The 24,688-nt window shown below is 74.9% G+C and carries 25 protein-coding genes; 12 read left to right on the forward strand and 13 right to left on the reverse strand.

Going from position 1 to position 24,688, the window contains the following annotated elements:
* Positions 1 to 13: 13 nt before the first annotated feature.
* The 3 genes from IU369_RS05115 to IU369_RS05125 all read right to left on the reverse strand — a co-directional run bounded on the left by IU369_RS05115 (position 14) and on the right by IU369_RS05125 (position 3,516).
* On the reverse strand, positions 14 to 430 hold the full coding sequence (locus IU369_RS05115) for a YciI family protein (RefSeq protein WP_217923495.1): 417 nt from the start codon (positions 428 to 430) through the stop codon (positions 14 to 16).
* Positions 431 to 551: 121 nt separating this feature from the next.
* Positions 552 to 2,345, reverse strand: coding sequence for an ABC-F family ATP-binding cassette domain-containing protein (locus IU369_RS05120; RefSeq protein WP_217923496.1), 1,794 nt, complete (start codon positions 2,343 to 2,345; stop codon positions 552 to 554).
* A gap of 25 nt (positions 2,346 to 2,370) precedes the next feature.
* Positions 2,371 to 3,516 carry a zinc-binding alcohol dehydrogenase family protein gene (locus IU369_RS05125; protein ID WP_217923497.1) on the reverse strand — a complete coding sequence of 382 codons (1,146 nt, stop codon included), beginning with the start codon at positions 3,514 to 3,516 and terminating at the stop codon, positions 2,371 to 2,373.
* A gap of 121 nt (positions 3,517 to 3,637) precedes the next feature.
* On the opposite strand from IU369_RS05125, the gene aceA reads away from it, so the two are divergent.
* The 3 genes from aceA to IU369_RS05140 all read left to right on the forward strand — a co-directional run bounded on the left by aceA (position 3,638) and on the right by IU369_RS05140 (position 8,037).
* Positions 3,638 to 5,902 (forward strand): isocitrate lyase ICL2, encoded by a 2,265-nt coding sequence (gene aceA, locus IU369_RS05130; protein ID WP_217923498.1) that lies wholly within the window; start codon positions 3,638 to 3,640, stop codon positions 5,900 to 5,902.
* 108 nt (positions 5,903 to 6,010) lie between these two features.
* The gene (locus IU369_RS05135; protein WP_217923499.1) at positions 6,011 to 7,240 is read left to right on the forward strand and encodes an FAD-binding domain-containing protein; all 1,230 of its coding nucleotides are present in this window, start codon (positions 6,011 to 6,013) and stop codon (positions 7,238 to 7,240) included.
* Between the two features lie 5 nt (positions 7,241 to 7,245).
* A complete protein-coding gene (locus IU369_RS05140; protein ID WP_217923500.1) occupies positions 7,246 to 8,037 on the forward strand; it encodes an Fpg/Nei family DNA glycosylase in 792 nt (263 codons plus the stop codon).
* Between the two features lie 54 nt (positions 8,038 to 8,091).
* Here the strand turns inward: IU369_RS05140 and IU369_RS05145 are convergent, their stop codons facing one another.
* Positions 8,092 to 8,760: a TetR/AcrR family transcriptional regulator C-terminal domain-containing protein gene (locus tag IU369_RS05145; RefSeq protein ID WP_217923501.1), complete on the reverse strand. Its 669-nt coding sequence runs from the start codon at positions 8,758 to 8,760 to the stop codon at positions 8,092 to 8,094.
* A 71-nt stretch (positions 8,761 to 8,831) separates the two neighbouring features.
* Between IU369_RS05145 and IU369_RS05150 the strand changes: the two genes are divergently transcribed.
* Genes IU369_RS05150 through IU369_RS05160 form a run of 3 tightly spaced genes read left to right on the forward strand, consistent with a single transcriptional unit; the run spans position 8,832 to position 12,353 of the window.
* On the forward strand, positions 8,832 to 9,866 hold the full coding sequence (locus IU369_RS05150) for a nitroreductase family protein (RefSeq protein ID WP_217923502.1): 1,035 nt from the start codon (positions 8,832 to 8,834) through the stop codon (positions 9,864 to 9,866).
* A gap of 7 nt (positions 9,867 to 9,873) precedes the next feature.
* Complete coding sequence (locus IU369_RS05155; protein ID WP_217923503.1) at positions 9,874 to 10,686, forward strand: enoyl-CoA hydratase-related protein; 813 nt, start codon at positions 9,874 to 9,876, stop codon at positions 10,684 to 10,686.
* A complete protein-coding gene (locus IU369_RS05160) occupies positions 10,686 to 12,353 on the forward strand; it encodes an AMP-binding protein (protein WP_217923504.1) in 1,668 nt (555 codons plus the stop codon). Before IU369_RS05155 ends, IU369_RS05160 begins: the two co-directional genes overlap by 1 nt.
* A 45-nt stretch (positions 12,354 to 12,398) precedes the next feature.
* On the opposite strand, the gene pspAA is transcribed toward IU369_RS05160, so the two are convergent.
* Both pspAA and IU369_RS05170 read right to left on the reverse strand, forming a co-directional pair.
* Complete coding sequence (gene pspAA, locus IU369_RS05165) at positions 12,399 to 12,683, reverse strand: PspA-associated protein PspAA (protein ID WP_217923505.1); 285 nt, start codon at positions 12,681 to 12,683, stop codon at positions 12,399 to 12,401.
* Positions 12,680 to 13,420 (reverse strand): PspA/IM30 family protein, encoded by a 741-nt coding sequence (locus tag IU369_RS05170; RefSeq protein ID WP_217923506.1) that lies wholly within the window; start codon positions 13,418 to 13,420, stop codon positions 12,680 to 12,682. The genes pspAA and IU369_RS05170 overlap by 4 nt, the downstream gene beginning before the upstream one ends.
* Before the next feature lie 134 nt (positions 13,421 to 13,554).
* Here IU369_RS05170 and IU369_RS05175 point away from each other — a divergent pair, with 134 nt between their 5' ends.
* The 3 genes from IU369_RS05175 (at position 13,555) to IU369_RS05185 (ending at position 16,970) form a co-directional block, all read left to right on the forward strand.
* A complete protein-coding gene (locus tag IU369_RS05175; RefSeq protein WP_217923507.1) occupies positions 13,555 to 14,910 on the forward strand; it encodes a hypothetical protein in 1,356 nt (451 codons plus the stop codon).
* Between the two features lie 259 nt (positions 14,911 to 15,169).
* On the forward strand, positions 15,170 to 16,420 hold the full coding sequence (locus IU369_RS05180; RefSeq protein WP_217923508.1) for a DEAD/DEAH box helicase: 1,251 nt from the start codon (positions 15,170 to 15,172) through the stop codon (positions 16,418 to 16,420).
* Positions 16,421 to 16,490: 70 nt separating this feature from the next.
* A complete protein-coding gene (locus IU369_RS05185; protein WP_217923509.1) occupies positions 16,491 to 16,970 on the forward strand; it encodes a flavin reductase family protein in 480 nt (159 codons plus the stop codon).
* Here IU369_RS05185 and IU369_RS05190 read toward each other — a convergent pair.
* A complete protein-coding gene (locus tag IU369_RS05190) occupies positions 16,967 to 17,512 on the reverse strand; it encodes a thioredoxin family protein (protein ID WP_217923510.1) in 546 nt (181 codons plus the stop codon). The genes IU369_RS05185 and IU369_RS05190 overlap by 4 nt on opposite strands.
* Positions 17,509 to 17,862, reverse strand: a complete 354-nt coding sequence (locus IU369_RS05195) for a hypothetical protein (RefSeq protein ID WP_217923511.1) — start codon at positions 17,860 to 17,862, stop codon at positions 17,509 to 17,511. Before IU369_RS05195 ends, IU369_RS05190 begins: the two co-directional genes overlap by 4 nt.
* Positions 17,863 to 17,919: 57 nt before the next feature.
* On the opposite strand from IU369_RS05195, the gene IU369_RS05200 reads away from it, so the two are divergent.
* Positions 17,920 to 18,816, forward strand: a complete 897-nt coding sequence (locus IU369_RS05200) for an alpha/beta hydrolase family protein (RefSeq protein WP_217923512.1) — start codon at positions 17,920 to 17,922, stop codon at positions 18,814 to 18,816.
* Positions 18,813 to 19,766 (forward strand): alpha/beta fold hydrolase, encoded by a 954-nt coding sequence (locus tag IU369_RS05205; protein WP_217923513.1) that lies wholly within the window; start codon positions 18,813 to 18,815, stop codon positions 19,764 to 19,766. Before IU369_RS05200 ends, IU369_RS05205 begins: the two co-directional genes overlap by 4 nt.
* Here IU369_RS05205 and IU369_RS05210 read toward each other — a convergent pair whose 3' ends face one another.
* Positions 19,767 to 20,921 (reverse strand): acetoin utilization protein AcuC, encoded by a 1,155-nt coding sequence (locus IU369_RS05210; protein WP_217923514.1) that lies wholly within the window; start codon positions 20,919 to 20,921, stop codon positions 19,767 to 19,769.
* A 98-nt stretch (positions 20,922 to 21,019) separates the two neighbouring features.
* Here IU369_RS05210 and IU369_RS05215 point away from each other — a divergent pair, with 98 nt between their 5' ends.
* Complete coding sequence (locus IU369_RS05215) at positions 21,020 to 21,898, forward strand: DsbA family protein (RefSeq protein ID WP_217923515.1); 879 nt, start codon at positions 21,020 to 21,022, stop codon at positions 21,896 to 21,898.
* A 23-nt stretch (positions 21,899 to 21,921) separates the two neighbouring features.
* Here IU369_RS05215 and IU369_RS05220 read toward each other — a convergent pair whose 3' ends face one another.
* The 4 genes from IU369_RS05220 to IU369_RS05235 form a co-directional block, all read right to left on the reverse strand.
* A complete protein-coding gene (locus IU369_RS05220; RefSeq protein ID WP_217923516.1) occupies positions 21,922 to 22,542 on the reverse strand; it encodes a hypothetical protein in 621 nt (206 codons plus the stop codon).
* 107 nt (positions 22,543 to 22,649) lie between these two features.
* Complete coding sequence (locus IU369_RS05225) at positions 22,650 to 23,129, reverse strand: GNAT family N-acetyltransferase (RefSeq protein WP_217923517.1); 480 nt, start codon at positions 23,127 to 23,129, stop codon at positions 22,650 to 22,652.
* Entirely contained in the window at positions 23,126 to 23,923 is a 798-nt protein-coding gene (locus IU369_RS05230) for an SDR family NAD(P)-dependent oxidoreductase (protein WP_217923518.1), read from the reverse strand. The genes IU369_RS05225 and IU369_RS05230 overlap by 4 nt, the downstream gene beginning before the upstream one ends.
* On the reverse strand, positions 23,920 to 24,687 hold the full coding sequence (locus IU369_RS05235; RefSeq protein ID WP_217923519.1) for an SIR2 family NAD-dependent protein deacylase: 768 nt from the start codon (positions 24,685 to 24,687) through the stop codon (positions 23,920 to 23,922). The genes IU369_RS05230 and IU369_RS05235 overlap by 4 nt, the downstream gene beginning before the upstream one ends.
* Position 24,688: the final 1 nt, after the last annotated feature.

The following is a 24,688-nucleotide window of genomic DNA, read 5'->3' on the forward strand; positions in this document are numbered from 1 at the left end:
GCCGCGCCCCCGGCTAGCCGAGGCCCTCGGTCTGGGCGCGGAGGCGCTCCTCCTGCTCGCGGAGCTCGGGGGTGAGCGCGTCGCCGAAGTCCTCGGTCTCGAAGACCTGGCGGATCTCCACGTGGTCCTCACGGAACGGGGCCCGCTTGATCCACTCGACGGCCTCGTCGAGCGACCGCGTCTGGAGGATCCAGAAGCCCGCGATCAGCTCCTTCGACTCCGTGAACGGACCGTCCACGACCGTCCGGTCGGAGCCGTCGAAGTGCACGCGGGCGCCCTTCGCGCTCGGGTGCAGGCCCTCGCCCGCGACCATCACGCCGGCCTTGACGAGCTCCTCGTTGAACGCGCCCATCTCGGCCAGCTCCGCCTCGGTCGGCATCCGGCCGGCCTCGGTCTCGGGGGTGGCCTTCACCAGGACCATGAAACGCATCGTCGCCTCCTCGTGTGTGTGGTGCCGTCACTCACGCGACGAACGGGGACCGCCCGGATCGACACGCCGCCCGGAGAAAACTTCCACGCCACCCGGCGCGGGTCTCCCGCGCCGGGTCCGGTCACGCCTCGAGCAGCTCCGCCGCGGCGAGCCACGCGGCCTCGGCGCGTTCCCGGTCGGCGGCGATCGCGGCCCCCTCGGCCGTCAGCTCGCGCAGGCGCGCGTGGTCGGTGGCGTGCTCGGCCATCCGCGCGTGGAGGGCCGCCTCACGGGCGTCGAGGCGCTCCATCTCGCGCTCGAGGCGCTGCACCTCCTTGCGGGCGGCGCGGATCGCGGCGCCCGGCGGCGGCGCCCCGGCCCCGGGGGCGGGCCGGGCGGGTGCCCCGGCCTCCTCCGCCGCCCGGCGGATCGCCATGTACTGGTCGACCCCGCCCGGCAGGTGCCGCAGGCCGCCGTCGCCCATCAGGCCGTGGACGTCGTCGCAGACGCGCTCCACGAACCAGCGGTCGTGGCTGACGACGACGAGCGTCCCCGGCCACCCGTCGAGGAGGTCCTCCAGCGCCGTGAGCGTGTCGATGTCCAGGTCGTTGGTCGGCTCGTCGAGCAGCAGCACGTTCGGCTCGTCCATCAGCAGGCGCATGAGCTGCAGCCGGCGGCGCTCGCCGCCCGACAGGTCGCGCACCAGGGTGCGCCCGCGCGGCCCGCGGAAGCCGAAGCGCTCGGCCATCTGCCCCGCGGTGACCTCGCGCCCGTCGCCGAGGCGGGTGCGGAGGCGCACCTGCTCGAGCGACTCGATGACGCGCAGGCCCTCGTCGAGCTCGACGGTGTCCTGGGAGAGGTGGGCGAGCCGCACCGTGGCGCCGCGGGTGACCGTGCCCTCGTCGGGGGCGACGGAGCCCTCCAGCACGCGCACGAGGGTCGTCTTGCCGGACCCGTTGACGCCGACGACGGCGACCCGGTCGCCGGGGCCGAGGCGCCACGTGACGTGGTCGAGCAGTCGGCGCCCGCCGCGGGTGACGGTGACGTCCTCGGCGTCGAGGACCCGGGAGCCCAGGCGGGCGGTGGCGAAGCGCAGCAGCTCGGCGCGGTCGCGCACCTCCGGCTCGTCCGCGATGAGGGCGTTGGCGGCCTCGATGCGGAACCGGGGCTTCGACGTCCGCGCCGGGGGCCCCCGGCGCAGCCAGGCCAGCTCCTTGTGCAGGAGCTGGCGGCGCCGGTCCTCGTGGACCGCCGCGAGGCGCTCCCGCTCGGCGCGCGCGAGCACGTACGCGGCGTAGCCGCCCTCGTACTGGTGGACGGCGCCGTCGGCGACCTCCCACGTGGCGGTGCAGACGGCGTCGAGGAACCAGCGGTCGTGGGTCACGACCACCAGCGACCCCCGCCGCCCGGCGAGGTGGCGGGCGAGCCAGTCGACGCCCTCCAGGTCGAGGTGGTTGGTCGGCTCGTCCAGCAGGAGCAGCTCGGGCCCGTCGATCAGCAGCCGGGCGAGCGCCACCCGGCGCCGCTCGCCGCCCGACAGGACGCCGACGGGGGTGTCGAGGCCCTGGGAGAAGCGCGTCAGCCCCACGCCCCCGAGCAGGCCGTCGAGGACGACCCGGAACGCGGGGTCGCCCGCCCACTCGTGGTCGGCCCGTCCGCCGACGAGCTCCTGGCGGACCGTCCGCGCCGGGTCGAGGTCGTCGCCCTGCCCGATGAGCGCGAGGCCGAGCCCGCCGGCGTGCGTCACCCGCCCGGCGTCGGGCTCCTGCCGCTTCGCGATGAGGCGCAGCAGCGTCGACTTGCCGTCACCGTTGCGGCCGACGACGCCGATGCGGTCGCCGGCGGCGACGCCGAGGGAGACGTCGGCGAGCACCGTGCGCCCCGCGTAGCCGGTGCCGACGCCGTCGAGGTTGACCAGGTTGCGGGGGAGGGCCACGGCCCCATCCTGCCCGGCCGGCCGCTCAGCCGCCGGTGACGAGGACCGCCGCGCCGTCGACCTCGCCGGCGCGCAGTCGGGCCAGGGCGTGGTTGGCGTCGGCCAGCGGATGGACCTCGGACCGCGTGACGACGGGGATGCGGGTGGCGAGGTCCAGGAACCCCGCCGCGTCGGCGCGGGTGACGTTCGCGACGCTCCGCAGGGTCCGCTCCCCCCACAGCAGCTCGTACGGGAACGAGGGCACGCGGTCGAGGTGGATCGCGTTGACGACGACGGTGCCGCCCCGGTCGACGGCCCGCAGGGCGGCGACCACCACGTCGCCGGAGGGGGCGAAGGTGATCGCCGCGTCGAGCGGGACCGGGGGCGCGTCGTCGTAGCCGCCGGTCCACGCGGCGCCGAGGTCGCGCGCCCGCTCCCGCTCGCGGGGCGAGCGGGTGCAGACGTGCACCTCGCAGCCCAGGTGGCGGGCGACCTGCGCCACGCAGAGCGCCGACGCGCCGAAGCCGTAGAGCCCGAGACGCGAGCCGCGACCGGCGCCGCTCAGGCGCAGCGCCCGGTGGCCGATCACGCCGCCGCAGAGCAGCGGCGCCACCGCCACGGGGTCGGCGTCGGCGGGCAGCCGCGCCGCCACGTCGGCGCGCACCGTCATCAGCTCCGCGAACCCGCCGTCGCGGTCCCACCCGGTGAACGTCGCGTCGGCGCACAGGTTCTCGCGGCCCTCGCGGCAGCGGCGGCACCGCCCGCAGGCCCCGGCCAGCCAGTAGGCGCCGGCGCGGTCGCCCTCCCGCCACCCCGTGACGCCCGGCCCGAGCCCGACGACGGTGCCGACCGCCTGGTGCCCCGGCACGACCGGCAGGAGGTGGGCGCCGAGGTCGCCCTCGGCGATCTGGAGGTCGGTCCGGCAGACGGCGCACGCCGCGACCGCGATCAGCAGCTCACCCGGTCCCGGGACCGGGTCGGGGCGGTCCTCGGCGCGCAGCGGGCCGGCCCCGTCGGCGGGTCCGGGACGGTGCAGCACCATCGCCCTCACGCGGCCCTCCCGGGGGTCGTCGTCGCGGTCCGGCGCCCCCCGCGGGGGGTCGTGGGGGCAGTATCCCGCGCCGGTGCGATCGGATGTGCGGACGACCTCACCGGTCGTGACGATCGGCACGAATCCCGTGGCGGGGGGCATCCGGGCGCGCCCGGCCCGAAACCCCGCTCGCCACGCGGGTCCTCGTGCCGTTCGTCACGAGGGATCGGGGCTCGGGTGCCGCGTATGCTCCCCTGTGCCGAAGTCGACTGGGGGGCAGGACATGGGGGCTTTCGAAGAGGACATCGCACAGATCCAGGAGTTCATGGACGGGGACCGTTTCTCCGCCGTGACCCGGGTCTACAGCGCGCGTCAGGTCGCCGAGCAGCGCGGGACGGTGCCGCAGGACTACACCGTGGCGCGCGACGCCGCGGCCGCGTTCTACGACCTGCTGCGGGAGAAGTTCTCGCGCGGCGCGTCGATCACCAGCTTCGGGCCGTACTCGCCGGGGCAGGCCGTGCAGATGAAGCGGGCGGGCATCGAGGGGATCTACCTCGGCGGCTGGGCCACCTCCGCGAAGGGCTCCACCGACGAGGACCCGGGCCCCGACCTGGCGAGCTACCCCCTGAGCCAGGTGCCCGACGAGGCCGCCGGCCTGGTCCGCGGCCTGCTCACGGCCGACAAGAACCAGCGCTTCGCGCGTGCCCGGATGACCGAGGCGGAGCGCGCCGCGACGCCCGAGGTCGACTTCCGGCCGTTCATCATCGCCGACGCCGACACCGGCCACGGCGGTGACGCGCACGTCCGCAACCTGATCCGCCGCTTCGTCGAGGCCGGCGTCCCCGGGTACCACATCGAGGACCAGAAGCCCGGCGCCAAGAAGTGCGGCCACCAGGGCGGCAAGGTGCTCGTGCCGTCCGACGAGCAGATCAAGCGCCTCGTCGCGGCCCGCTTCCAGCTCGACATCATGGGCGTCGGCGGCATCATCGTCGCCCGGACCGACGCCGAGGCGGCGAACCTCCTCGACAGCGCCGGCGACGAGCGGGACCAGCCGTTCATCCTCGGCGTCACCAAGACCTCGGTGCCGAGCTACAAGGCGGCGTTCCTCGCGATCATCCGCCACCTCCACTCGAAGGGCGTCGAGGAGCTCAACGGCCACCTGATCTACGCCGTCTCCGACGACGAGTACGCCCACGCCGACGCCTGGCTCGCCAGCTCGGGCGTGGCCGCCGCCGCCGACGAGGCCGCCGCCGCGTACCTCAAGGGCGAGGCCGGCACCTCCGAGGACGTCCTCGACCACGTCGGCGACCGCTTCCTCGCCGCGTGGCAGGCCGACGCCGGGCTCAAGACCCTCGGCCAGGCCGTCGCCGACCAGATCGCGTTCCGCAGCGACGAGGAGTCGGCCCCCGACATCTCCGTCGAGGAGTGGAACGCCTTCGCGTCCCGCGCCTCCTGGTGGGACATCCGCGCGAAGGCGCGGTCGCTCGGCGTGGACGTCGTCTGGGACGCGGAGCTCGCCCAGACCCCCGAGGGCTACTACCAGATCCAGGGCGGCATCCCGTACGCGATCGCGAAGTCGCTCGCGGCCGCGCCGTACGCCGACCTGCTCTGGATGGAGACGAAGACCGCGGACCTGGCGGACGCGAAGGAGTTCGCGGACGCCATCCACGAGGTCTTCCCCGACCAGATGCTCGCCTACAACCTGTCGCCGTCCTTCAACTGGGACACGACCGGCATGAGCGACGAGGAGATGCGCAACTTCCCGATCGAGCTGGGGAAGATGGGCTTCGTCTTCAACTTCATGACGTACGGCGGTCACCAGATCGACGGCCTCGCGGCCGAGGAGTTCACGACGGCCCTGCGCGAGGACGGCATGCTCGCCCTGGCGCGCCTGCAGCGGAAGTTCCGCCTGCTGGAGTCGCCGTACCGGACGCCGCAGACCCTGGTCGGCGGCCCGCGCGCGGACGCCGCCCTCATGTCGGTGTCCGGCCAGACCTCCACCACGAAGGCCATGGGCGAGGGCTCGACGCAGAGCCAGCACCTGGTCCAGACGGAGGTCCCGCCGAAGACGCTCGCCGGCTGGCTCGATGAGTGGGCCGCCTACAACAAGGTGGACAAGACCCTCACGGTCCGCCTGCGTCCCCACACCGCCGGCACCGACCTGCTGGAGCTCGCGATCGTGGGCGACGGCGACGAGAAGCTGGCCAACATCGTGTTCAACACGATCCAGGACCGGCGTGGCCGTCAGATCCTGTCGGTGCGCGACCAGAACACGTTCGACACGTCCCTGCGCCGCAAGCGCCTGATGACGCTGCTGCACCTGTTCCTGATCCACCGCTACAAGGTCGACGCGATCCACTACCTCACCCCGACCGAGGACAACCACGGCGCGGCGGCGAGCATGAAGAACCGCGGCATCTTCTCCACCACGCAGGACGAGGTCGGCGACATCATCGTCGCGGACATCGACACCGCGTTCGTGGCGAAGCTCGTCGCGCCCGACAGCCCGGAGCGCGAGGCCCTGATCACCACCTCCGGCCAGAACTGACCCACCGGAGGGCATGAGGGACCCGGAGGCCCCGCATCGCGCGGGGCCTCCGCCGTTCCGGGGCGGGATCCACGGCGCGGGGCGCGGGCCGTCTGCGACGCTCGGGGGGTGGAGATCGCCCCGCCCCCGCCCGGTGACCCCGAGGCCGCCGTCGCCTGGGTCGGCGCCCACCTCGACGGCCTCTACGGCGGCGCGCTGCGCGCGTCCCCACGGTTCCGCGGCGGCCAGCCCGCCGCCGACGCCGCCCTCGCGGCCGCGCCGCTCGCGGGGTACGCCGCCCGCCGCAACGAGGTCTGGCCGCCGGAGCGCCGCGGCGCGACCGCGTTGTCGCCCTACATCCGCCACGGCCTGATCACGCTGCGCCGCGCCTGGGACGCCGCCGATGACGCCCCCGCCCGCGACGCGCGCAGGTTCCGCGACGAGCTGCTCTGGCAGGAGTACGCACGCCACCTCTACGCGCGGATCGGGGCCCGCCTCGGCCGGCCGCTGCGGGCCGCCCCCGCCCCCGGCCGCGGCTCCGCGCCCGAGGACGCCTGGGACCGCGGGATGGCCTGCATCGACCTGACCACCGGCGAGCTCCAGCGCGACGGCTGGCTGGTGAACCAGACCCGCATGTGGCTCGCGAGCCAGTGGTCCGTGCGTCACGGCCTCGACCCCCGCGACGGCGAGCGCCGCTTCTTCCGGCACCTCCTCGACGGCTCCGCCGCGGCGAACCAGCTCGGGTGGCAGTGGGTGTCCGGCACGGCCACCGGGCGCGCCTACGGCTTCTCGCGGTCGCAGGTGCGCCGCCGCGCCCCCGGGCTCTGCGCCACCTGCCCCCGCGAGCACGACTGCCCGATCGCCGGCTGGCCCCCGTCGCACGCCTCCGTGCGCATCACCCCGCCCGCCCTGCTGCGCGCCGACCCCGACCCCGGCCGCACGGCGGGTCCGGCGTCCCCCGAGGTCGCCGGCGACCCGCGGGCCGTGTGGCTGACGGCCGAGTCCCTCGGCGACGCCGACCCCGCCCTCGCCGCCCACCCCGACCTGCCGGTGTTCTTCGTGATGGACGCCCCCATGCTCCGCCGGCTCGGGCTCGCCGCCCCCCGGCTGGTCTTCCTCGCGGAGGCGCTCGCGGCCCTCGGGGCGCGCCGCACCGTGCGGGTGCGGGTCGGCGACCCCGTCGCCGAGCTCGCCGGCACGCCGCTCGCCGTGACCCACGCCCCGGTGCCCGGCTTCGCGCGCCGCGCCGCCCGCCTCGACGTCGCCGTCCGGCACCCGTGGCCATGGCTGACGCGGCCGCACGGGGGCAGCGTCGCGTCGTTCTCGGCGTGGGTGCGGCCCGCCCGGGCGGGGGTCTGACGGGATTGCCCGAGGGCCACACCGTCCACCGCGCCGCCCGCCGCCAGACCGCCCTCGTCGCCGGCGGGCCGGTGTCCGCCAGCTCCCCGCAGGGCCGCTTCACCGAGGGCGCCGCCCTCATCGACGGCCTGACACTGCACGGCGTCGAGGCGGCCGGCAAGCACCTCTTCTACCGCTTCGGCGGCGACGAGGTGCTCCACGTGCACCTCGGGTTGTTCGGGAGGTTCCGCGAGCACGCCGGGGTGCCGCCCCCCGCACCGCGCGGGGCCGTCCGCCTGCGGCTGGTGGGGGGGACGGGCGCGGTCGACCTGGCCGGGCCGACGGCCTGCGCCCTCGTCGGGGAGGAGGGCCGCGCCGCCATCCTCGCCCGCCTCGGCCCGGACCCGCTGCGCGCCGACGCCGACCCCGAGCGGGCCGTCGACGACCTCGCCCGCCGCCGGCTGCCGATCGGCGCGGCCCTGCTCGACCAGCGGATCATCGCGGGCCTCGGCAACGTCTACCGCGCCGAGATCCTCTTCGTCTGCGGCGTCGCCCCCGGGCGGGAGGCGCGGACGGTCCCCCGCGAGCGCCTGCGCGCCATCTGGGACACCTCCGCGCGGATGCTGCGCGACGGCGTCCGGCGGGGACGGATCGTCACGGTCGACCCGGCGGAGGTGGGCCGGCCCGTCAGCCGGATGCGCCGCCACGAGCGGACCTACGTCTACAAGCAGGACCTCTGCAAGCGCTGCGGCACGCCGATCCAGGCCGTCGTGCTCGCCGCCCGCCCCTGCTACTGGTGCCCCGTGTGCCAGACCTGACCGGGATGGAGCGGGCCCTCGCCCGCCTCCTCGACGCCCGCGGGCCGATCCGCCTCAGGCGTCCGCGGGGGGATCCGCCTCCGCGATGAGCCGCCCGATGCCGGCGAGCAGCATCTCGAGGCCGAACGTGAACTGGGGGTCGTCGGACTCCGGGCCGAGGGAGCGCATCAGCGCGCCGACGAGGGGACGGGACGTCGCGAGCGCCTCCATCTCCTCGGGCGGCACCGGCGGCGGGGCGTCCTCGGCCGCGCGCTCCAGCAGGCTCGTGCCGAGCACGTAGCGGATGACGCTCCGCTGGGCGCGGATCGCCGTCTCGCGGTCGAGCCCCGCGTCCACCAGTCGCTGCAGTCCCGGCTCCGCGATGTCGCCGCCGGCCACGTAGGCGCGGCCGGGGGCGGACGCCAGCAGGCCGAACGCCTCCGGGTGGGCCCGGCCGAGGGCGCGGTAGGCCCGCGCGAACCGGGTCAGGTCGTCGCGCCAGCCGGCGCCCGGGTCGGACGGCAGGGACTCCGCGAAGTCGGCGAGCAGCAGCTCGCGCACCCCGTCGAGGATCGCGTCCTTGTTCGCGACGTGCTTGTAGAGGGACATCGCCTCGACGCCGAGGGCCGACCCGAGCCGCCGCATCGTCAACGCGCCGAGCCCCTCCTCGTCGATCAGCTCCAGCGCGGCCCGCACGATCCGCTCGCGCGTGAGCGGCTGGCGGGGGGGCGGTGGAGTTGACACGGCTCGGGTCGTCCTTCTAGCGTTGCGGAGCCCGCAGGATTACATAGTAAGCCGACGCAGGAGCGATGTCGATGTCCCAGAGCCCGGCAGGACCCCCGCCCGCCAGCGAGATCGAGGACGTCCCGCTCCTCCGCGCCCTCGGCAACCGTCGCAGCATCCGGTACTTCGACGAGTCGCGCACCGTCGAGGACTGGAAGCTCGAGACGATGCTGCAGGCGGCGCGCTTCGCCTCCTGCCAGGGCAACATCAACTGCACCGAGGCGATCGTCGTCACGCGCGACGACGACGTCTGGGACGAGCTCGAGGAGTGCGTCAGCGGGTTCAACGTCCAGATCATCAACCAGGCGTCGCACCTCGTCATCTGGCTGACGAACCTGAACGCCTGGTATGGGCGTGCGGTGGACGGCATCTCGACGGTCAGCCTGGCGGGCGCGACGACCAAGTACCACGGGTGGAACTACGAGTTCTCGATGACCCAGACGATCCCGCGGCTGATGAGCTTCCCGACCGAGCGCACCGAGAACCTGCTGCGCTTCGAGACCGGGCAGGCCGTGGCGAACGCGATCGCGGCGGGCGTGGCGCTCGACGTCGGCAACATCCTGATCGCGTTCGGCCGCAAGCCGGGCGGCGTCGAGAAGGCCTTCGGGCTCCCCCCGCACTACCGCTTCACGTGGGGCCACGCGATCGGCTACCCCCTCGAGAACCCGAACGCCGGCGGCCAGCGCCCCCGCCTCAAGTACGAGAAGCTGTTCCACAAGGGCACGTTCGGGACCCCGCTGCCGTCCGACCCGGCGACCGTGGAGATGCTGCGGGAGAAGGGCCTGATCCAGGAGCAGGCCCCGCTCGAGGGACGCTTCGAGGAGATCATCGGCATCGCGGAGCGCCACGGCCGCGACCCCGGGATGCTCTACTTCCCGGCCCGCGAGATCCGCCGCCTGATGGACGACGGCGACTGGGACCTCGGCCCCCGGCTGCGCGCGCACGCCGAGCACGTCATCGCGACGGAGGACCTGCCGGACTACCCCGACGAGATGCGGGAGACGTTCCAGAAGCTGATGGCGGAGCACGGCATCGACGCCACCAAGTTCCTGCCGGCCGAGGGCTGACGGCCCGGTGGCGTACGAGGACGTCATCTATGCGGTCGGCGGGGGCCGGGCGACCATCACGATCGACCGGCCGGAGCGCCTCAACGCGTTCCGCGGGCAGACGATGCTCGAGCTGTGCGACGCGTTCGAGCGGGCCGCCGACGACGAGTCCGTCGGGGTGATCGTCTTCACCGGGTCCGGCGACCGCGCGTTCTGCGTCGGCGGCGACGTGCGGGAGCCGACCCGGACCATGCGGGAGAAGCGCGCGGGCCACATCATCGGCCCGCGCCTCGCGTCGGCGATGCGCAACAACGGCAAGCCGATCCTGTGCCGCGTCCGCGGCTACTGCATCGGCGGGGGCAACGAGCTCAACATGATCTCGGACCTCACGATCACCGACACCACCGGCCGCTTCGGCCAGGCGGGGCCGAAGATCGGGAGCGCGCCGCTCTGGTGGGGCTGCCAGCTCCTGCCGGCGGTGGTGGGGGAGAAGAAGGCCCGGGAGATCCTCTACCTCACCCGGCAGTACACGGCGCAGGAGGCCCTGGAGATGGGCCTCGTCAACCTCGTGGTGGAGCCGGACGCGCTCGACGCCGAGGTCGACCGCTGGTGCGACACGATCCTGCGGCGCTCCCCGCAGGGCCTGCGCCTCGCGAAGATCGCCCTGAACACGCAGACCGACCAGCTCTACTCGTCGACGAACCACGGGATGGAGCTGATGGCGCTGAACCACGTGTACGGCGAGGAGCCCCGCGAGGGCATCCTGGCGTTCCAGGAGAAGCGACCCGTCGACTGGCGGCGCTTCCGCGCCGGGCAGGGCCCCGAGCCCGAGGCCGGCTGATGCCCGCCGCCGAGTGGAGCGACTGGTACGCCCGGGAGGACCCGACGGAGTGGGTGCTCCCGCGGATCCTGCGGGCACGCGCCGAGGAGCACCCCGACCGCGAGTACCTGCGGTACGCCGACGGCCCCTGGGTGTCGTACGGCGAGGTCGACGCCCGCGCCAACCGCGTCGCCAACGGGCTGATCGCCCGCGGGGTGCGGCCCGGCGAATCGGTGAGCGTGCTGCTGCCGAACTGCGAGTGGTTCGTGCCCGTCTGGTACGGGATCCTCGCCGCCGGTGCCGTCATGAGCCCGATCAACACGGCGTACAAGGGCGACTTCCTCTCGTGGACGATCAACCTGGTCGAGTCGCGCGTGCTGGTGATCGCCGACGTCTACCTCGACCGGCTCGCGTTCGTCGCGGCCGACCTGCCGCGCCTGGAGCGGGTCGTCGTGATGCGCACCGGGGCCGACGCCGGCCCCGACCCGTCCCTGCCGTGGGAGGACCTCGACGCGCTCGCCGACGGGCCCGCCACCCCGCCGGACGGGATCGACCACTCCTGGACCGACGACGCGCGGATCATGTTCACCTCCGGCACGACGGGCCGCTCGAAGGGCGTCGTCAAGCAGCACGCCGCCGACTACTTCTCGGCCCGTAGCGCGATCGAGTCGATGGCCGTCCTGCGGGGCGTGGCGCCCGGGGACCTGCGCGACGAGACCTACTTCTCGTGCCTGCCCCTGTTCCACTCGAACGCCCAGGTGCTGTGCGCCTACCCGGCGCTGCTGGCGGGCGCGCGGGTCGCGTACACCGAGCGGTTCTCCGGCACGCGCTTCTGGCAGCAGGTGATCGACGCCGGCGCCACGACGTTCAACGGGATCGGCGCGATCCTCTACTTCCTCTGGAACCAGCCGCCGTCGCCCCTCGACCGCGCCCACCGCGTCCACACGATCTCGGCGGCCCCCGCCCCGAAGGACATCTACCACGCCTTCGAGGAGCGCTTCGGGGTGCGCCTCACCGAGGGGTACGGCCTCACGGAGACCGGCGTCGCGACCCTGATGGACCCCACCCGGCCCCCGCGCCTCGGCTCGTGCGGCACCGCGAACCCCGGCTACGAGGTGACGATCGTGGAGCCCGGCACCGACCGGCCGCTCCCGCCGGACACGCCGGGGGAGATCGTCGTGGACATGAAGGTCCCGAACATCGTGATGCGCGCCTACTACGGGATGCCGGAGAAGACCGCCGAGGACTTCCGCAACCTGAAGCTCCACACCGGCGACCTCGGCCGCATGGACGAGGACGGCTACGTCTACTTCATGGACCGCGTGAAGGACTACATCCGCCGGCGCGGCGAGAACGTCTCGTCGATGGAGGTCGAGAAGCAGGTCGCCGACCACCCGTCGGTGAAGGAGGCGGCGGCCATCGGCGTGAAGGCCGGCGAAGGGGCCTCCTCGGAGGACGAGATCATGATCGTGTGCGTCGCCGAGGCCGGTGCGACGCCCGACCCCGTCGCCCTGACGCACTGGCTCGCGGAGCGGATGCCGTACTTCATGGTCCCCCGCTACATCCGGTTCGTCGCGGCGTTGCCGAAGACGCCGACCGAGCGCGTGCAGAAGGTGAAGCTCCGCGACGAGGGCGTCACGCCGGACACCTTCGACCGCGAGGCGGCGGGCATCACGATCGCGCGCTGAGCCGGGGGGCGGGGCGCGCGTCGCGCCCCGCCCCGCCCGGCGGGGTCAGCCGGGGATGAGTCCCTCGTCGCCGGTGGCGCCCATCGCCACGGCCTCCTCCAGCGTGGTGTCGGCGTCCGGCACGATCACGTCGGAGGTGACGAACTCGTCGTCGGAGACGGGGTCCCCGATCTCCCGGATCCTGTCGATGAGGCCGGCCAGCGCCGACGCGAACGACGTCGCGTCACCCGCGGCGATCGCCGCCTCGACGGCGTCGTCGGCCGTCTCGACCAGGGCGATGTCGCCGTCCTCGAGGCGGTACTGACCGAGGCCCAGCAGCCGCACGATCACGACGCACCCCCCGAGGAGATCTGACCGGAGGAGGACGGACCGGCGCCGATCTCGCCCTTCAGGCGGGCGAGGTCGGCGTCGACGGCGCTCTGCGAGGCGATCTGGGAGAGCTCGCGGTCGATCGCGTCGCCGCCGGCGCTGAGGTCGTCGAGGGCGCCCGACTCCAGCAGCTCGTCGATCGCCCCGGCGCGGGCGCGCATCGTCTCGACCTTGCCCTCGGCGCGCTCCATCGCCATGCCGACGTCGGCCATGTCCTCCGAGATGCCGCTGAACGCCTCGCCGATCTTGGCCTGCGCCTCGGCGGCGGTGTACTGCGCCTTGATCGTCTCCTTGCGGACCCGGAACGACTCGATCTTCGACGACAGCTTCTGCTCCGCGGCGACGAGCTTGTCCTGCTCGCCCTGCAGCTGCTCCTTCTGGGCGGTGATGCTCTCGAGCTGGGCCTGGATGCCGGCCTTGCGCTCGAGGGCGGTGCGCGCGAGGTCCTCGCGGCCCTGGCGCAGCGCCTCGGCGGCCTGCCCCTCCAGCTTCGTCGCGCTGGCCTGCAGCTTGTCGGCCTGCAGCTCCAGCCGCTTCTTGCTCGTCGCGACGTCCGCGACGCCGCGCCGCACCTGGGTGAGCAGCTCCGTCTGCTTCTCGTACGAGTAGTCGAGCATCTCGTCCGGCTTCTCGGCCGCGTCGAGCGCCTTGCTTGCCTTCGCCTGGAAGATGGCCTTCAGGCGGCTGAAGAACGACACGCCGCGCCTCCCTTGTGTCTCCGGTGTGTACCGCTGCGGACGGTACCCCCCGGGGAGGGGATGGGGGAAGGGTCCCGGCCGCGGCCCGGAGCGGTCGTGTTGTACGGCGCCTCCCCCCGTGCGACATTCGGCGGATGAGACGACCCCGCGCGCTGCTCACCGCCCTCCTCGCCGTCGTGGCCTGCCTCGCCGGCGCGGCCCCGGCCGTCGCGCTGGTCGACCTCGCCGACGTGGCGGCGTCCGACGTCGCGGTGGAGCCGGGCGCCCCGCTCACCGCGAACGGCCGCGACCGGTTCACGACGGCCGCACGCGACCTGCGCGCCGCGGGGACGCCCGTCAAGTTCGTCGTCCTCGACGCCCGCCCCGGGGAGCCCGTCCGGTACGCCCGGTCGCTGCGCTCGCGGCTGTCCTTCGCAGGGGACGTGCTGGTGCTGTCCGCGCGACCCCGGAACCTGTCGATCGCGTCGGGGCTCTCCTCCGCCGACGTCCAGCGGATCTACGACGGGCGCCTGCCCGACCTGCGCGCCGACCCCGTCGCCGGCACGATCGCCGTTGCCCGCGACCTGGCGGCCGAGCGGCCCGCGTCCGGCGGGTCGTCCGGCGCCGGCGCCCCCGTCGCCCCGGCCGCCGAGGACGACGGCGGCTCCGCGGCCGGCGGCTTCGTGATCCTGCTGGTGCTCGTCGGCGCCGTGGTGCTGCTGATCGTGTTCGTGCGGCGCCGGTCCACCGCGCGGCGGGCGGTCACGGCCGCGGCGGACGCCCGGTCGCTCGACCCCCTCGTGGACGCCCTCGCCGCCCAGATCGCCGACCTCGACGACGACGTCCAGGTGGCGGGCGACCGCACGGCGGCGGTGCGCGAGCACTACGACGTCGCGGTGCTGTCCTACGGCGAGGCCCGGCAGATGCTCGACACCCCGTCGCCCACCGCCGCCCAGGTGGAGGCCGCCGGGACGACGCTGGAGCGGGGGCTGCGGGCGGCGCGCCGCACCCGCGCCGTGCTCGAGGGGCGCTCCCCGGCGGAGGCCGACCAGGAGCCGCTCCTCGAGGGGATGTGCGCGTTCGACCCCAAGCACGGGCGCGCGACGGCCGAGGTCGAGATCCGCACGCCGACCGGCGACCGCGCCGAGCTGCCGGCCTGCGCCGACTGCGCCGCCCAGATGGCCCGCGGCGAGCAGCCGCAGTTCCGCGAGGTCGAGCAGCAGGGCGGACGGCGGGTGCCGTACTGGCAGACCGGTGGCATGGGCATGGGCGGCCGCGGGATGGGCGGCGGCGGGTTCGGCCCGGTGCTCGGCGGGGCGCTCGCCGGGGTGATCCTCGGCGGCATGTTCGGCGGCGGAGCCGCGCAGGGCGCGGACGGCGGCGACGGCGGCTTCGGCGACATCGGCGGGGGCTTCGGCGACGGCGGGGGCGGAGGGGACTTCGGCGGCGGCGGGGGTGGCGACTTCGGCGGCGGAGGGGACTTCGGCGGCGGCGGGGGCGGCGACTTCTAGCGCCGCGGCGGGCCCCCGCACGCCCCGCGGCTCACGCGGCGCGGGCGGGGGCCGATGTGCATCCCACGGAAAGACGGCTATGCTGGCCGCCAGTCTGTCGACGAACCTCGTCGAAGCAGGGCGGCAATCCGGTCGCCCGTGGGAGAGCGTCTCAACCACGAGATCCAGGTTGGACGGTCGAGAGTGGTCTCCCGTCCGAACCGCGGCCCGATGCCGCAAGGAGTCTCGAATAGTGTCCGTTTCCTTCGCCGATCTCGGCGTGAGCGACCGCGTGGCCGCGGTGCTCGCCGCCAAGGGGATCACGTCCCCGTTCCCGGTCCAGTCGCTGGTCCTGCCCGTCGCCCTCACCGGCCGCGACGTGCTCGTCAGCTCGCCGACCGGCTCGGGCAAGACCCTCGCCTTCGGCCTGCCGATCCTCGAGCGGCTCGAGCGCAGCAACGGCCGCCCCGTCGCCCTCGTGCTCGCCCCGACCCGTGAGCTCGCCTCGCAGATCGACGAGGAGCTCTCGCCCCTCGCCGACGCCCGCGGCCTGAAGATGGCCGTCTGCTACGGCGGCGTCGGCCTCGAGGCCCAGGCCAAGCGCGCCGAGAAGGCCGACATCCTGATCGCGACGCCGGGCCGCCTGCTCGACCTCGCCCGCCAGAAGCGCGTCTCGCTGAAGGGCATCACGACCCTCGTCCTCGACGAGGCCGACCGCATGTTGGACATGGGCTTCCTGCCCCAGGTCCAGGCGATCGTCCGCCAGATCCCGCGCGAGCGCCACACCATGTTCTTCTCGGCCACGCTCGACGGGGCCGTCGGCTCCCTCGCCGCCGAGTTCACCACGGGCGCCGAGCGCCTGCGGATGCGCGACAGCAGCATCGCCGAGGGCGAGAAGCTGTCGGAGCGGCTCGACCAGGTCTTCCTGGCCTGCAGCCCCTCCACCCGCACCGACGAGCTGCTCGAGCTGATCCGCAACGAGGACGAGCTGACCCTCGTCTTCTGCCGCACCCGCCGTGGCGCCGGCCGCCTCGCGGAGCGCCTCGACAAGCAGGGCATCACCGCCACCGCGATGCACGGCGACCTCACGCAGGCCGCCCGCGAGAAGGCCCTCAAGCGCTTCTCCAGCGGCCGCGCCCGCGTGCTCGTGGCGACCGACGTCGCGGCCCGCGGCATCGACCTGGACGACATCGGCCTGGTCGTCAACTTCGACCCGCCGGAGGACCAGGACGCCTACACGCACCGCGTGGGGCGCACCGCCCGCGCCGGCCGCACCGGCCGCGCCGTCACGATGGTCATGCCCGAGCACGCCGACCAGATGTCCCGCCTCGCCGCGAACCTCGGCCTGGCCGAGCGGTGGGAGGCCACGGGCTACGGCGTCGCCGCCCCGCGCGTCGTCTACGGCTCGCGCCGCCGCGGCTCGGCGTTCGCGCCGTCCCGCCCGGCCCGCACGCCCCGCGTCGCGCCGACCACCGAGGCCGCCCCGCCCCGCACGAACCGCGTCAAGCGCGGCACCCGGACCCCGGTCTGATGCCGCCGGCCGGGCGTCCGGAGGTCCCCCCCGGGGCCGCCGGGCGCTCCGGCCGATAGCCTCCACCGCCATGGACAGCGTCTCCGAGCGGGAGTTCCGCGACGCACTGGCCCGGTGGGCCAGTGGCGTCACCGTGGTCACCGCCCGTCACGCGGGCGAGCCGATCGGCATGACGGCCGCGTCGTTCTCGTCGCTGTCGCTCGACCCCCCGCTGATCCTGATCTGCGTGGCGCGGTCGGCCTACTCCCACGACGGCCTCGTGGGTGCGGAGGGCTTCGCCGTCCACGTCCTCGGCGGCGAGCAGCAGGAGATGTCCTCGCTCTTCGCCCGGCCCGGGGCCGACAAGTTCGCCGGCTTCCCCGACGCGCGCGGCCCGTTCGACGTGCCGCTGCTGCCCTACGGGGTGGCCCGCCTCGTCTGCGAGCGGCACGCCCTGCTCGACGGCGGCGACCACACCATCCTCGTCGGCCGCGTCGTCAGCGCCGAGCTGGCCGGGACGGACCCGCTGCTCTACTGCAACCGCGCGTACGGGCGGCTCGAGACGCGCTAGCCCCCGGTCCCCGCCCGGGACCACTTGATGGTGCAGCCGACCGCGGGCGTCTCCGCCGTGGCCGGGGTGCGGCCGCCGAGCACGGCGTCGAGGGCGTCGCGCAGGTACGGCGTCCTCACGGCGTCGGGGTCCGACGCGTCGTCGATCGCGCCGTGGTACGCGACCCGGCCGTCGCCGTCGATCACGAAGACCTCGGGTGTGCGCTCCGCGCCGTAGGCCCGCGCGACCTCCTGTGTCAGGTCCTGCGCGTAGGCGAACCCGTACCGCCGCTCGGCGGCGCGGGCGACCATCGCCTCGAAGGAGTCGCCGGGGTGGCTCACCGGGTCGTTCGCGCAGATCGCGACCGTCGCGACGCCGCGGTCGGAGTACACCCGGGCGATGTCGTCGAAGCGCTCCTCCCACGCGCGGACGTAGGGGCAGTGGTTGCACCAGAAGGCCACCACCGTCGCCGGGCCGCCGGCGAACTCGTCGAGCGCGACCTCGCCGCCGTCGGTGGTGGGCAGGCGGAAGCCGGGGGCGGTGTCGCCGATGGCGGGGCTCATGCGGGCGCCTTTCCGGCGACCGCGTCGCGCACGGCCGCGACGAGGTCGTCGAGGTGGGGGAGGGGGCCGATGCGGCCGCCGGGGCGGGCGTAGGCGCGGCAGGCGTCGTGCACGGGGGCGTGCCCGGGGCCCTCCTGGGGGAAGGGGTCCCGTCCGTCCAGCAGGTACGTCGGCGAGCCGGTGAACGCCCGCTCCCGGGCCTCCGCGTCGGTGGTCACCTCGACCTCCGCGACGTCGAGGGCGACGCCCGCGGCGGACGCCGCGTCGCGCAGCAGCGCCAGCCCCTCCTCGTGCGAGGGGCAGGACCGGCTGAAGAGGTACGTGACGCGGATCCGGTCGGGCGGCGGCACGCGGGCTATCGTACCGCCGTGCCGCACCCTGACGCCGCCGCACCGGGACGCTGACGGGTGCCGGTCGACCGCCGACTGGTGACCCTCACCGCCGAGGACGGCGAGGTCCACGACGCCCTCTTCGAGATCGACGAGCGCGCCGCCCGCACCCGGGCCCGGGGGACGGGCCGCCGGACCGCCGTCATCCACATCCACGGGATCATGGGCAACTTCCTGGTGGGGACGTTGCGCTTCTACCCGGCCCCGCTCGCCCGGGCGGGGTTCCCGGTGCTGGTGCTCGAGACCCGCATGGGCAACGTGGGGCAGCTCTTCGGCTCGGCGATCTTCGAGGAGGCGATCCGCGACGTCGACGCCGCGGTGCGCTGGCTGCGCGACCAGGGGTACGACACGATCGTCCTGTCGGGGTACTCGAGCGGCGCGACCCTCGCGACCCGGTACGCCGCGACGCAGCACGTCCCCGACCTGCGCGGCCTCGTCTGCCTCGGCAACCCGTGGGGGCTTCCCCAGTCGATGCAGCGCCGCGCCGACCACTTCGGCGCCCGGCCCGACTACCAGGAGCTCGTCGGCATGGTCCGGCGGGCGATCGGCGGCAACCCCGACGCCCCCGAGGACGACCGCCTGTTCGTGGTCGAGAGCAGCCGCGGGCCGTCGTCGCGCCCGGCGGACAGCGAGGTCTACACGTACCGCACGTGGTGGCACTCGCGCGGGCCGGCGGCGACCTCGGCGATGGCGTTCCGCCAGATCGGGCAGGTGTGGGCGCCGATCCTGCTGGTGCAGGGCACCGACGACGAGGTCGTGCAGTTCGAGGAGGCCGTCGCCCTCGCCGCGGTCGCGCGCGCCGCGGGCAACCGCGACGTCACGGTGATCCGCATCGACGGCATCGGGCATTCGTTCAAGGGCGGCGAGATCCCCACCCTCGACGCGGTCACCTCGTGGCTGCGGGAGCACGCGTGACCCGCGTCGTCCACCGCGGCGGCCGGCGGCGGGTCCCCGTCTTCGGACGCGACGACCGCGGGCTCGCGATCGACCTGGTGATGACGCACACCGAGGACGGCCAGAACTGGGACGGCATGCTCTTCCGGCCCGCCGACGTCGAGGACGCCCGCCGCCGCCGCCTCGCGGTCCTCGTCATCCACGGCTCCGTCGGCAACTACCTGACCGGCGTGCCGCGGCGGGTTTCCTTCGGCCTCGCGAACGCCGGCTTCTCGGTGATGTCCGTCAACACCCGCATGGCGAACTACGGCGTCTTCTTCGGCGGCGGCCTGATGCACCGGACGCCCCTCGACCTGGACGCCGCCCTGCAGGTGCTCCGCCGCCGGGGCTTCCGCCGCATCGTCCTGCTCGGGTTCAGCATGGGCTCCACGATCGTGACCCACTACCAGGCACTGCGCCTCCCCCCCGACGTCGTCGGGGTCTGCACGCTCGCGCACCCCGCGTCGCTGCCGGCGGCGCTGCGCCTGCGGTGGGACCACTTCGGCGCGGAACCCGGGTACCAGGAGGTCGCCGAGACCGTCCACAACCGCCTCGCGCCCGACTTCGAGGACGCGAGCCGCGACCGGATCTTCCTGGTGCGCCGCGCCCGCGGGTTCGGCGACCGCCCCCTCGACTGCGAGATCTGGACCTACCGCACCTGGTGGCACGCCCGGGGGCCGCGGGCGCCGCACGCCGAGTCGCGCCTGCGGGTCGGCCACGTCACCGTCCCCCTCGCGATCATCCAGGCGGGCGAGGACGAGCTGGTCCGGGAGGGGGAGGGCCCGGAGCTCGAGGCCCTGGCGCGCCAGGGCGACTGCCCGAGCGTCTACCGCACCACCATCCCCGACGCCGACCACGTCTTCACGGGCCTCGACGCCGAGCTCATCGACGCGGTCGTCGGCTGGCTCGACCTGCGCCTGCCGGGCGGCTGATCAGACCCCCGCGGCCGCCTTCGCCGCGTCCACGGCGGCGTCGCCCTCCTCGTCGCCGCGGCGGCGGCTCTCCTCGTCGACCACGAACGGCGTGTCCCCCGACAGGACCGGGGTGAACGCCATCCCCGCCCGCTCGCGCGCCATGTCGAGCCAGGCGGGCGGCAGCTCCTCCGGCAGGGTCACCTCGAGCATCGCGGCGAGCTGGTACGCCCACAGCCGCGCCAGCAGGTCGATGTTGTACCCGCCCCCGGTGACCACCAGCCAGCGACCCTGCGCGGCGTCGAAGGCCAGGTCCCGCAGGATCCCGTAGAGGCGGGGGAACGCGGCGGTCGTGACCTGGAGGTGCGCCATCGGATCGGTGTGGTGCGGGTCGACGCCGGTCATCGTGACGACGACGTCGGGGCGGAAGCGGCGGACGACGGGCCCGACGACCTCCTCCATCGCCCGCAGGTACGGGCCGTCGCCGCTGTACGGCGGCAGCGGCACGTTCACCGACGTCCCCTCGCCCGCGCCGACGCCGCGCTCGGCGATGCCGCCGGTGCCGGGGTAGAGGTGGCGTCCCGTCTCGTGCACGGAGACGGTGAGGACCCGCGGGTCCTCGTAGAAGATCCACTGGACGCCGTTGCCGTGGTGCGCGTCGACGTCGATGTAGGCGATGCGCTCCGCGCCGCGCTCCAGCAGCGACCGGATCGCGACGGCGGCGTCGTTGTAGATGCACATCCCGGACGCGCGGTTCGCCATCGCGTGGTGCAGGCCGGCGGGCGCGGGGCAGAACGCCTGGACGGCGCGGCCCTCCCAGATCTCGATCGCCCCGGTGACGGCCGAGCCGCACGCCGCGGCGGCGGCCTCGTGCATGCCCGGGCGGGCGCGGGTGTCGCCGTCCTGGAAGCCCCACATGCGGGCCTCCGGCTCGGCCGCCAGCGCCGGGTTCGCGCTGTACCGCTTCACCGCGTTCACGTACGCCGGCGCGTGCACCTCGATCAGCTCCGCCTCGGTCGCGAGGCGCGGGTCGTGGCAGGTCACGTCCGGGTGGTCGAGCAGGCCGTAGGCGCGCAGCAGCTCGATGCCGAGCTCGCGGCGCAGGGGCCGTTCGGCGTCGTCGCTCGGGTTGTAGGCCTGGAGGTGGGGTCCGTAGACGAAGGCGGTGGCGGGCATGGGCGGATCGTACCCACGGGTCCCGCGGGGAGGCCACCGCGGGGCGGCGGCCGCCGCCCTCGCCTAACGTCGACGTGAATCGAACGACGAGGAGCCCCGTGCCGCCGATCTCCGCCACCCTCCACACCGACCCGGGCTGCCCGTGGGCGTACTCGGCGCTGCCCGCCCTGCGGGTCATCGACTGGCGGTACGGGTCCCAGATCACGTGGCGCCTCGTCGTGATCGGGTTGACGGAGGACGCCGCGCAGTACGCGGCCCGCGGGTACACCGTCGCCCGGAACCTCCGGGGCAACCTCGCGTTCCGCGACCGCTTCGGCATGCCGTTCGGCCTGCCCGCGAAGGAGCGCATCGCGGCGACCGGCCGCGGGTGCCGCGCGATCGTCGCGGCGCGCCTTGCCGACCCGGGGAGCGAGTGGCGCGTGCTGCGTGCCCTGCAGCTCGCCAACTTCACCACCCCGCTGCTGCTCGACGACGACGATTCGGTGGTGGAGGCGCTGCGCGGCGTCGCGGGCGTCGACGTGGAGGCGATCCGGGCCGGGTTGTCCGACCCCGCGGTCGAGGCCGCCTACCAGGCCGACCGCGCCGAGGCGCGCACCGCCGCGGGGTCCCCGGCCGAGCTGCAGGGCAAGACGGCGGCGACGGACGGGCCCGTGCGCTTCACGGCGCCGTCGGTGGTGTTCGAGGCGGGCGGCACCCGGCTGGTCGCCGGGGGCTGGCAGACGGTCGAGGCGTACGACGTCCTCGTCGCGAACCTCGGCCCCGGCCTGCGCCGCGCCGCCCCGCCGGCCGACCCGGCGCCCCTGCTCGACCGCTACCCCGAGGGGCTCGTCACCCGCGAGGTCGCCGCCCTCATGACGGAGGGCAACGACGACATCGACGTCCCCACCGCGGAGCGGGCGCTCCTCGACCTGGTCGCCGCCGGACGGGCGCGCCGCACGCCGCTCGGCCAGGACGCCCTCTGGACGCCCGTGGCCTGAGCGGCGCCGCGCGGGGCCGCGGGTCAGCCCGCGTCGGCCTCGGCCCGGTCCGCGGCGGTGTAGCAGGCGACGGTCAGCGCCTTCCCCGCCTCGCCCTCGTCGAGGAACGCGCGGGTGAGGTCCTGCGCGCGCTGGCCGGCGGCGGTGATCCGGTCGCCCGCCCCGGCCTCGCCGCGTCCGTACGCGTTCCACAGGTCGAGGGTGCGCTGCCAGGCGGCCGCCATCCGGGTGACGGTCGCGCGGTAGCGCCCGAGCTCGGCGACGCACTCGGCGCGGAAGTCGCCCTCGACGCCGCGCGCGGCGACCCGCACGTCGCGGCTCGCGTCGCGCATGGCGGTGGTGAGCCGGAGGTGGCAGGCGATCGCCTTCCGGGGCGTCGCCCCCGCCTCGAAGAGGCGGGTGGCCGTGTCGTTGCAGGCGTCGCCGTCGGCGACCCACGTGCGGTCCGCCTCGACGAGGGCGGTGAGCGCGGGGTTGAGGGCCGCGGACTGCTCCTCCCCGAAGTAGCCGGCGCGGGGATCGGCCGCGGTCGTGGCCGGCGTCGTCGCGCCGGCGGAGTCGTCGCCGCCGCCGCAGGCGGTGGCCGTCGCGCCGAGCAGCGCGACGAGGAGGAGGAGGGGCAGGAGGCGGGGGTGTCTGTTCATGCCGGGATCCTCCCGGCGGCGGACCGCGACGACGCCATCCCCCCGGTCAGTACGCGCGGACGGAGTCGCGCGGGCCCCACCCGTCGACCGGGGGGGCCCCGCCACCCTCACCCGAGGTCCTTCTCCATGGCGAAGTTGTGGATCGCCACCCCGTCGATATCGAGGTCGCGGCGGTGCAGCTCGCGGAAGCCCCGCCGCGCGAAGAAGCGCCGGGCGGCCTCGCTCGCCTCGGTGTGCAGGCGCGCGACGCCGGCGGCGCGGGCGGCCTCCTCCAGCCGGTCGTAGACCGCCGCGGCGGCGCCGCGCCCCGCGAACTCGGGGGCGCAGTACAGGAAGTCGATGTGGCCGTCGGGCTCGACGTCGCCGAACGCGACGGGGCGGTCGTCGGCGTCGACGGCGACGACGACGGTGCGCCCGTCGGCGTTGCGGGCCGCGACCGCCTCGGCCGACGGGGCCCGCGCGGCCCACGCCGCCACCTGGTCGGCTGCGTAGTCGCGCGGGCCGAGGACCGTCACCGAGCGCCGGTACAGGTCGGCGATCGCCGCGGCGTCGCCGGGGCGCGCGGGACGGGTGCGCGGAGCCGTCACACGATCGAGCGGAGGAGGCCCCCGTCGACGCGCAGGGCGGCGCCGGTCGTGGCGGACGCCTGCTCCGACGCGAGGTAGACGACGAGCGCGGCGACCTCGTCGGGGCTCGCGAGGCGCCCGATCAGCGACGTCGGGCGGTTCTCGGCGACGAAGGCGCGCCCCGCGTCGGTCATCGCGGCCTCGTCCATCGTCCCGTCCGGGTCGAGCATCGCGCGCAGCCCCTCGGTGAGGGTCGGGCCCGGGAGGATGCTGTTGACCGTCACGCCGCTGCCGGGCACCGCCTCCGCCATGCCGCGCGACACCGCGAGCTGGGCGGTCTTGGTCATGCCGTAGTGGACCATCTCGACGGGGATCTGCAGGGCCGACTCGCTCGACACGAAGACCACCCGGCCCCAGCCCCGCTCCACCATCCGCGGGACGTGGTGGCGGGCGAGGCGGACGCCCGACATGACGTTGACGTCGAAGTGGCGCGTCCACTCCTCGTCGGGGATGTCGAACACCGGCTGCGGCGTGAAGACGCCCGCGTTGTTCACGAGGACGTCCACGTCGGGGACGGCCTCGATCAGCGCCGCGCACCCATCGGCGGTCCCGACGTCGGCGCCGACGCCGCGCAGGTCCGTCGCGACGCCGTGCCGCTGGCCGATGACGCGCGCGACCTCCTCCGCCCGCTCCGGGTCGCGTCCGTTGACGACGACCGAGGTCCCCGCCTCCGCGAGGGCGGCGGCGACCGCGAGCCCGATCCCCGACGTCGACCCCGTCACGAGCGCCGTGCGCCCGCGCAGGTCGATCCTCACCCGTGGACCTCCATGGCGTCGATCGCCTCGATGACCTCGACGAGCTGCACCCCGGCGAGGCCGTGCAGGCGGACGTCGGCGCGGTGGTCCCAGGGGGTCTCGCTCTGCGTCAGGATCGCCAGCTTCCCCCCGCCGTCCACGACGATCCCGGGGAGCTGGCTGACGGGGGCGACGACGAGCGAGCTGCCGACGACGAGCATCACGTCGGCCCGGATCGCGTGGTCGTGGGCCGCCTCGATCGCCTCCGCCGGGAGGGGCTCGCCGAACAGGACGACGCCGCTCTTCATCTGGAAGCCGCACGCCGAGCAGCGGGGCACGCCGTCCTCGGCGTCGTCGGCGCGGGCCTTCAGCTCGTCGCCGCTGATGCGGGCGTCGCACCGCAGGCACACCCCGTGCCCGAGGGAGCCGTGCACCTCGATCAGCTCCTGGGTGCCGGCCCGGGCGTGGAGGCGATCGATGTTCTGGGTGATGACGGCCTTCACCAGCCCGCGGCGCTCCAGCTCGGCGACCGCCTCGTGGGCGGGGTTCGGCGCGATGCCGTCGACCATGTCCATGCGGGGACGGTGGAAGCGCCAGAAGCGCTCCGGCTCGGTCACGAACGTCGCCATGGAGCCGACCTCCATCGGGTCGTTCTCCTCCCAGACGCCCCCCGCGGAGCGGAAGTCGGGGATCCCGCTCTCGGTGGAGATGCCGGCGCCGGTGAGGACCACGGCGTGCTCGGCGCCCATCAGCAGGCGGGCGAGGTCGGCGGGTGTGTCGGCCACG

The organism is Miltoncostaea oceani (assembly GCF_018141545.1).
GTDB lineage: Bacteria > Actinomycetota > Thermoleophilia > Miltoncostaeales > Miltoncostaeaceae > Miltoncostaea > Miltoncostaea oceani.

Coding starts and splice junctions, on each gene's coding strand:
- IU369_RS05210 (WP_217923514.1), bottom strand. CDS start 20,921: ATGCCCGCCACCGCCTTCGTCTACGGACCCCACCTCCAGGCCTACAAC.
- IU369_RS05125 (WP_217923497.1), bottom strand. CDS start 3,516: ATGCCCCCCGCCACGGGATTCGTGCCGATCGTCACGACCGGTGAGGTC.
- IU369_RS05150 (WP_217923502.1), top strand. CDS start 8,832: ATGTCCCAGAGCCCGGCAGGACCCCCGCCCGCCAGCGAGATCGAGGAC.
- IU369_RS05190 (WP_217923510.1), bottom strand. CDS start 17,512: ATGAGCCCCGCCATCGGCGACACCGCCCCCGGCTTCCGCCTGCCCACC.
- IU369_RS05160 (WP_217923504.1), top strand. CDS start 10,686: ATGCCCGCCGCCGAGTGGAGCGACTGGTACGCCCGGGAGGACCCGACG.
- IU369_RS05175 (WP_217923507.1), top strand. CDS start 13,555: ATGAGACGACCCCGCGCGCTGCTCACCGCCCTCCTCGCCGTCGTGGCC.
- IU369_RS05185 (WP_217923509.1), top strand. CDS start 16,491: ATGGACAGCGTCTCCGAGCGGGAGTTCCGCGACGCACTGGCCCGGTGG.
- aceA (WP_217923498.1), top strand. CDS start 3,638: ATGGGGGCTTTCGAAGAGGACATCGCACAGATCCAGGAGTTCATGGAC.
- IU369_RS05115 (WP_217923495.1), bottom strand. CDS start 430: ATGCGTTTCATGGTCCTGGTGAAGGCCACCCCCGAGACCGAGGCCGGC.
- IU369_RS05220 (WP_217923516.1), bottom strand. CDS start 22,542: ATGAACAGACACCCCCGCCTCCTGCCCCTCCTCCTCCTCGTCGCGCTG.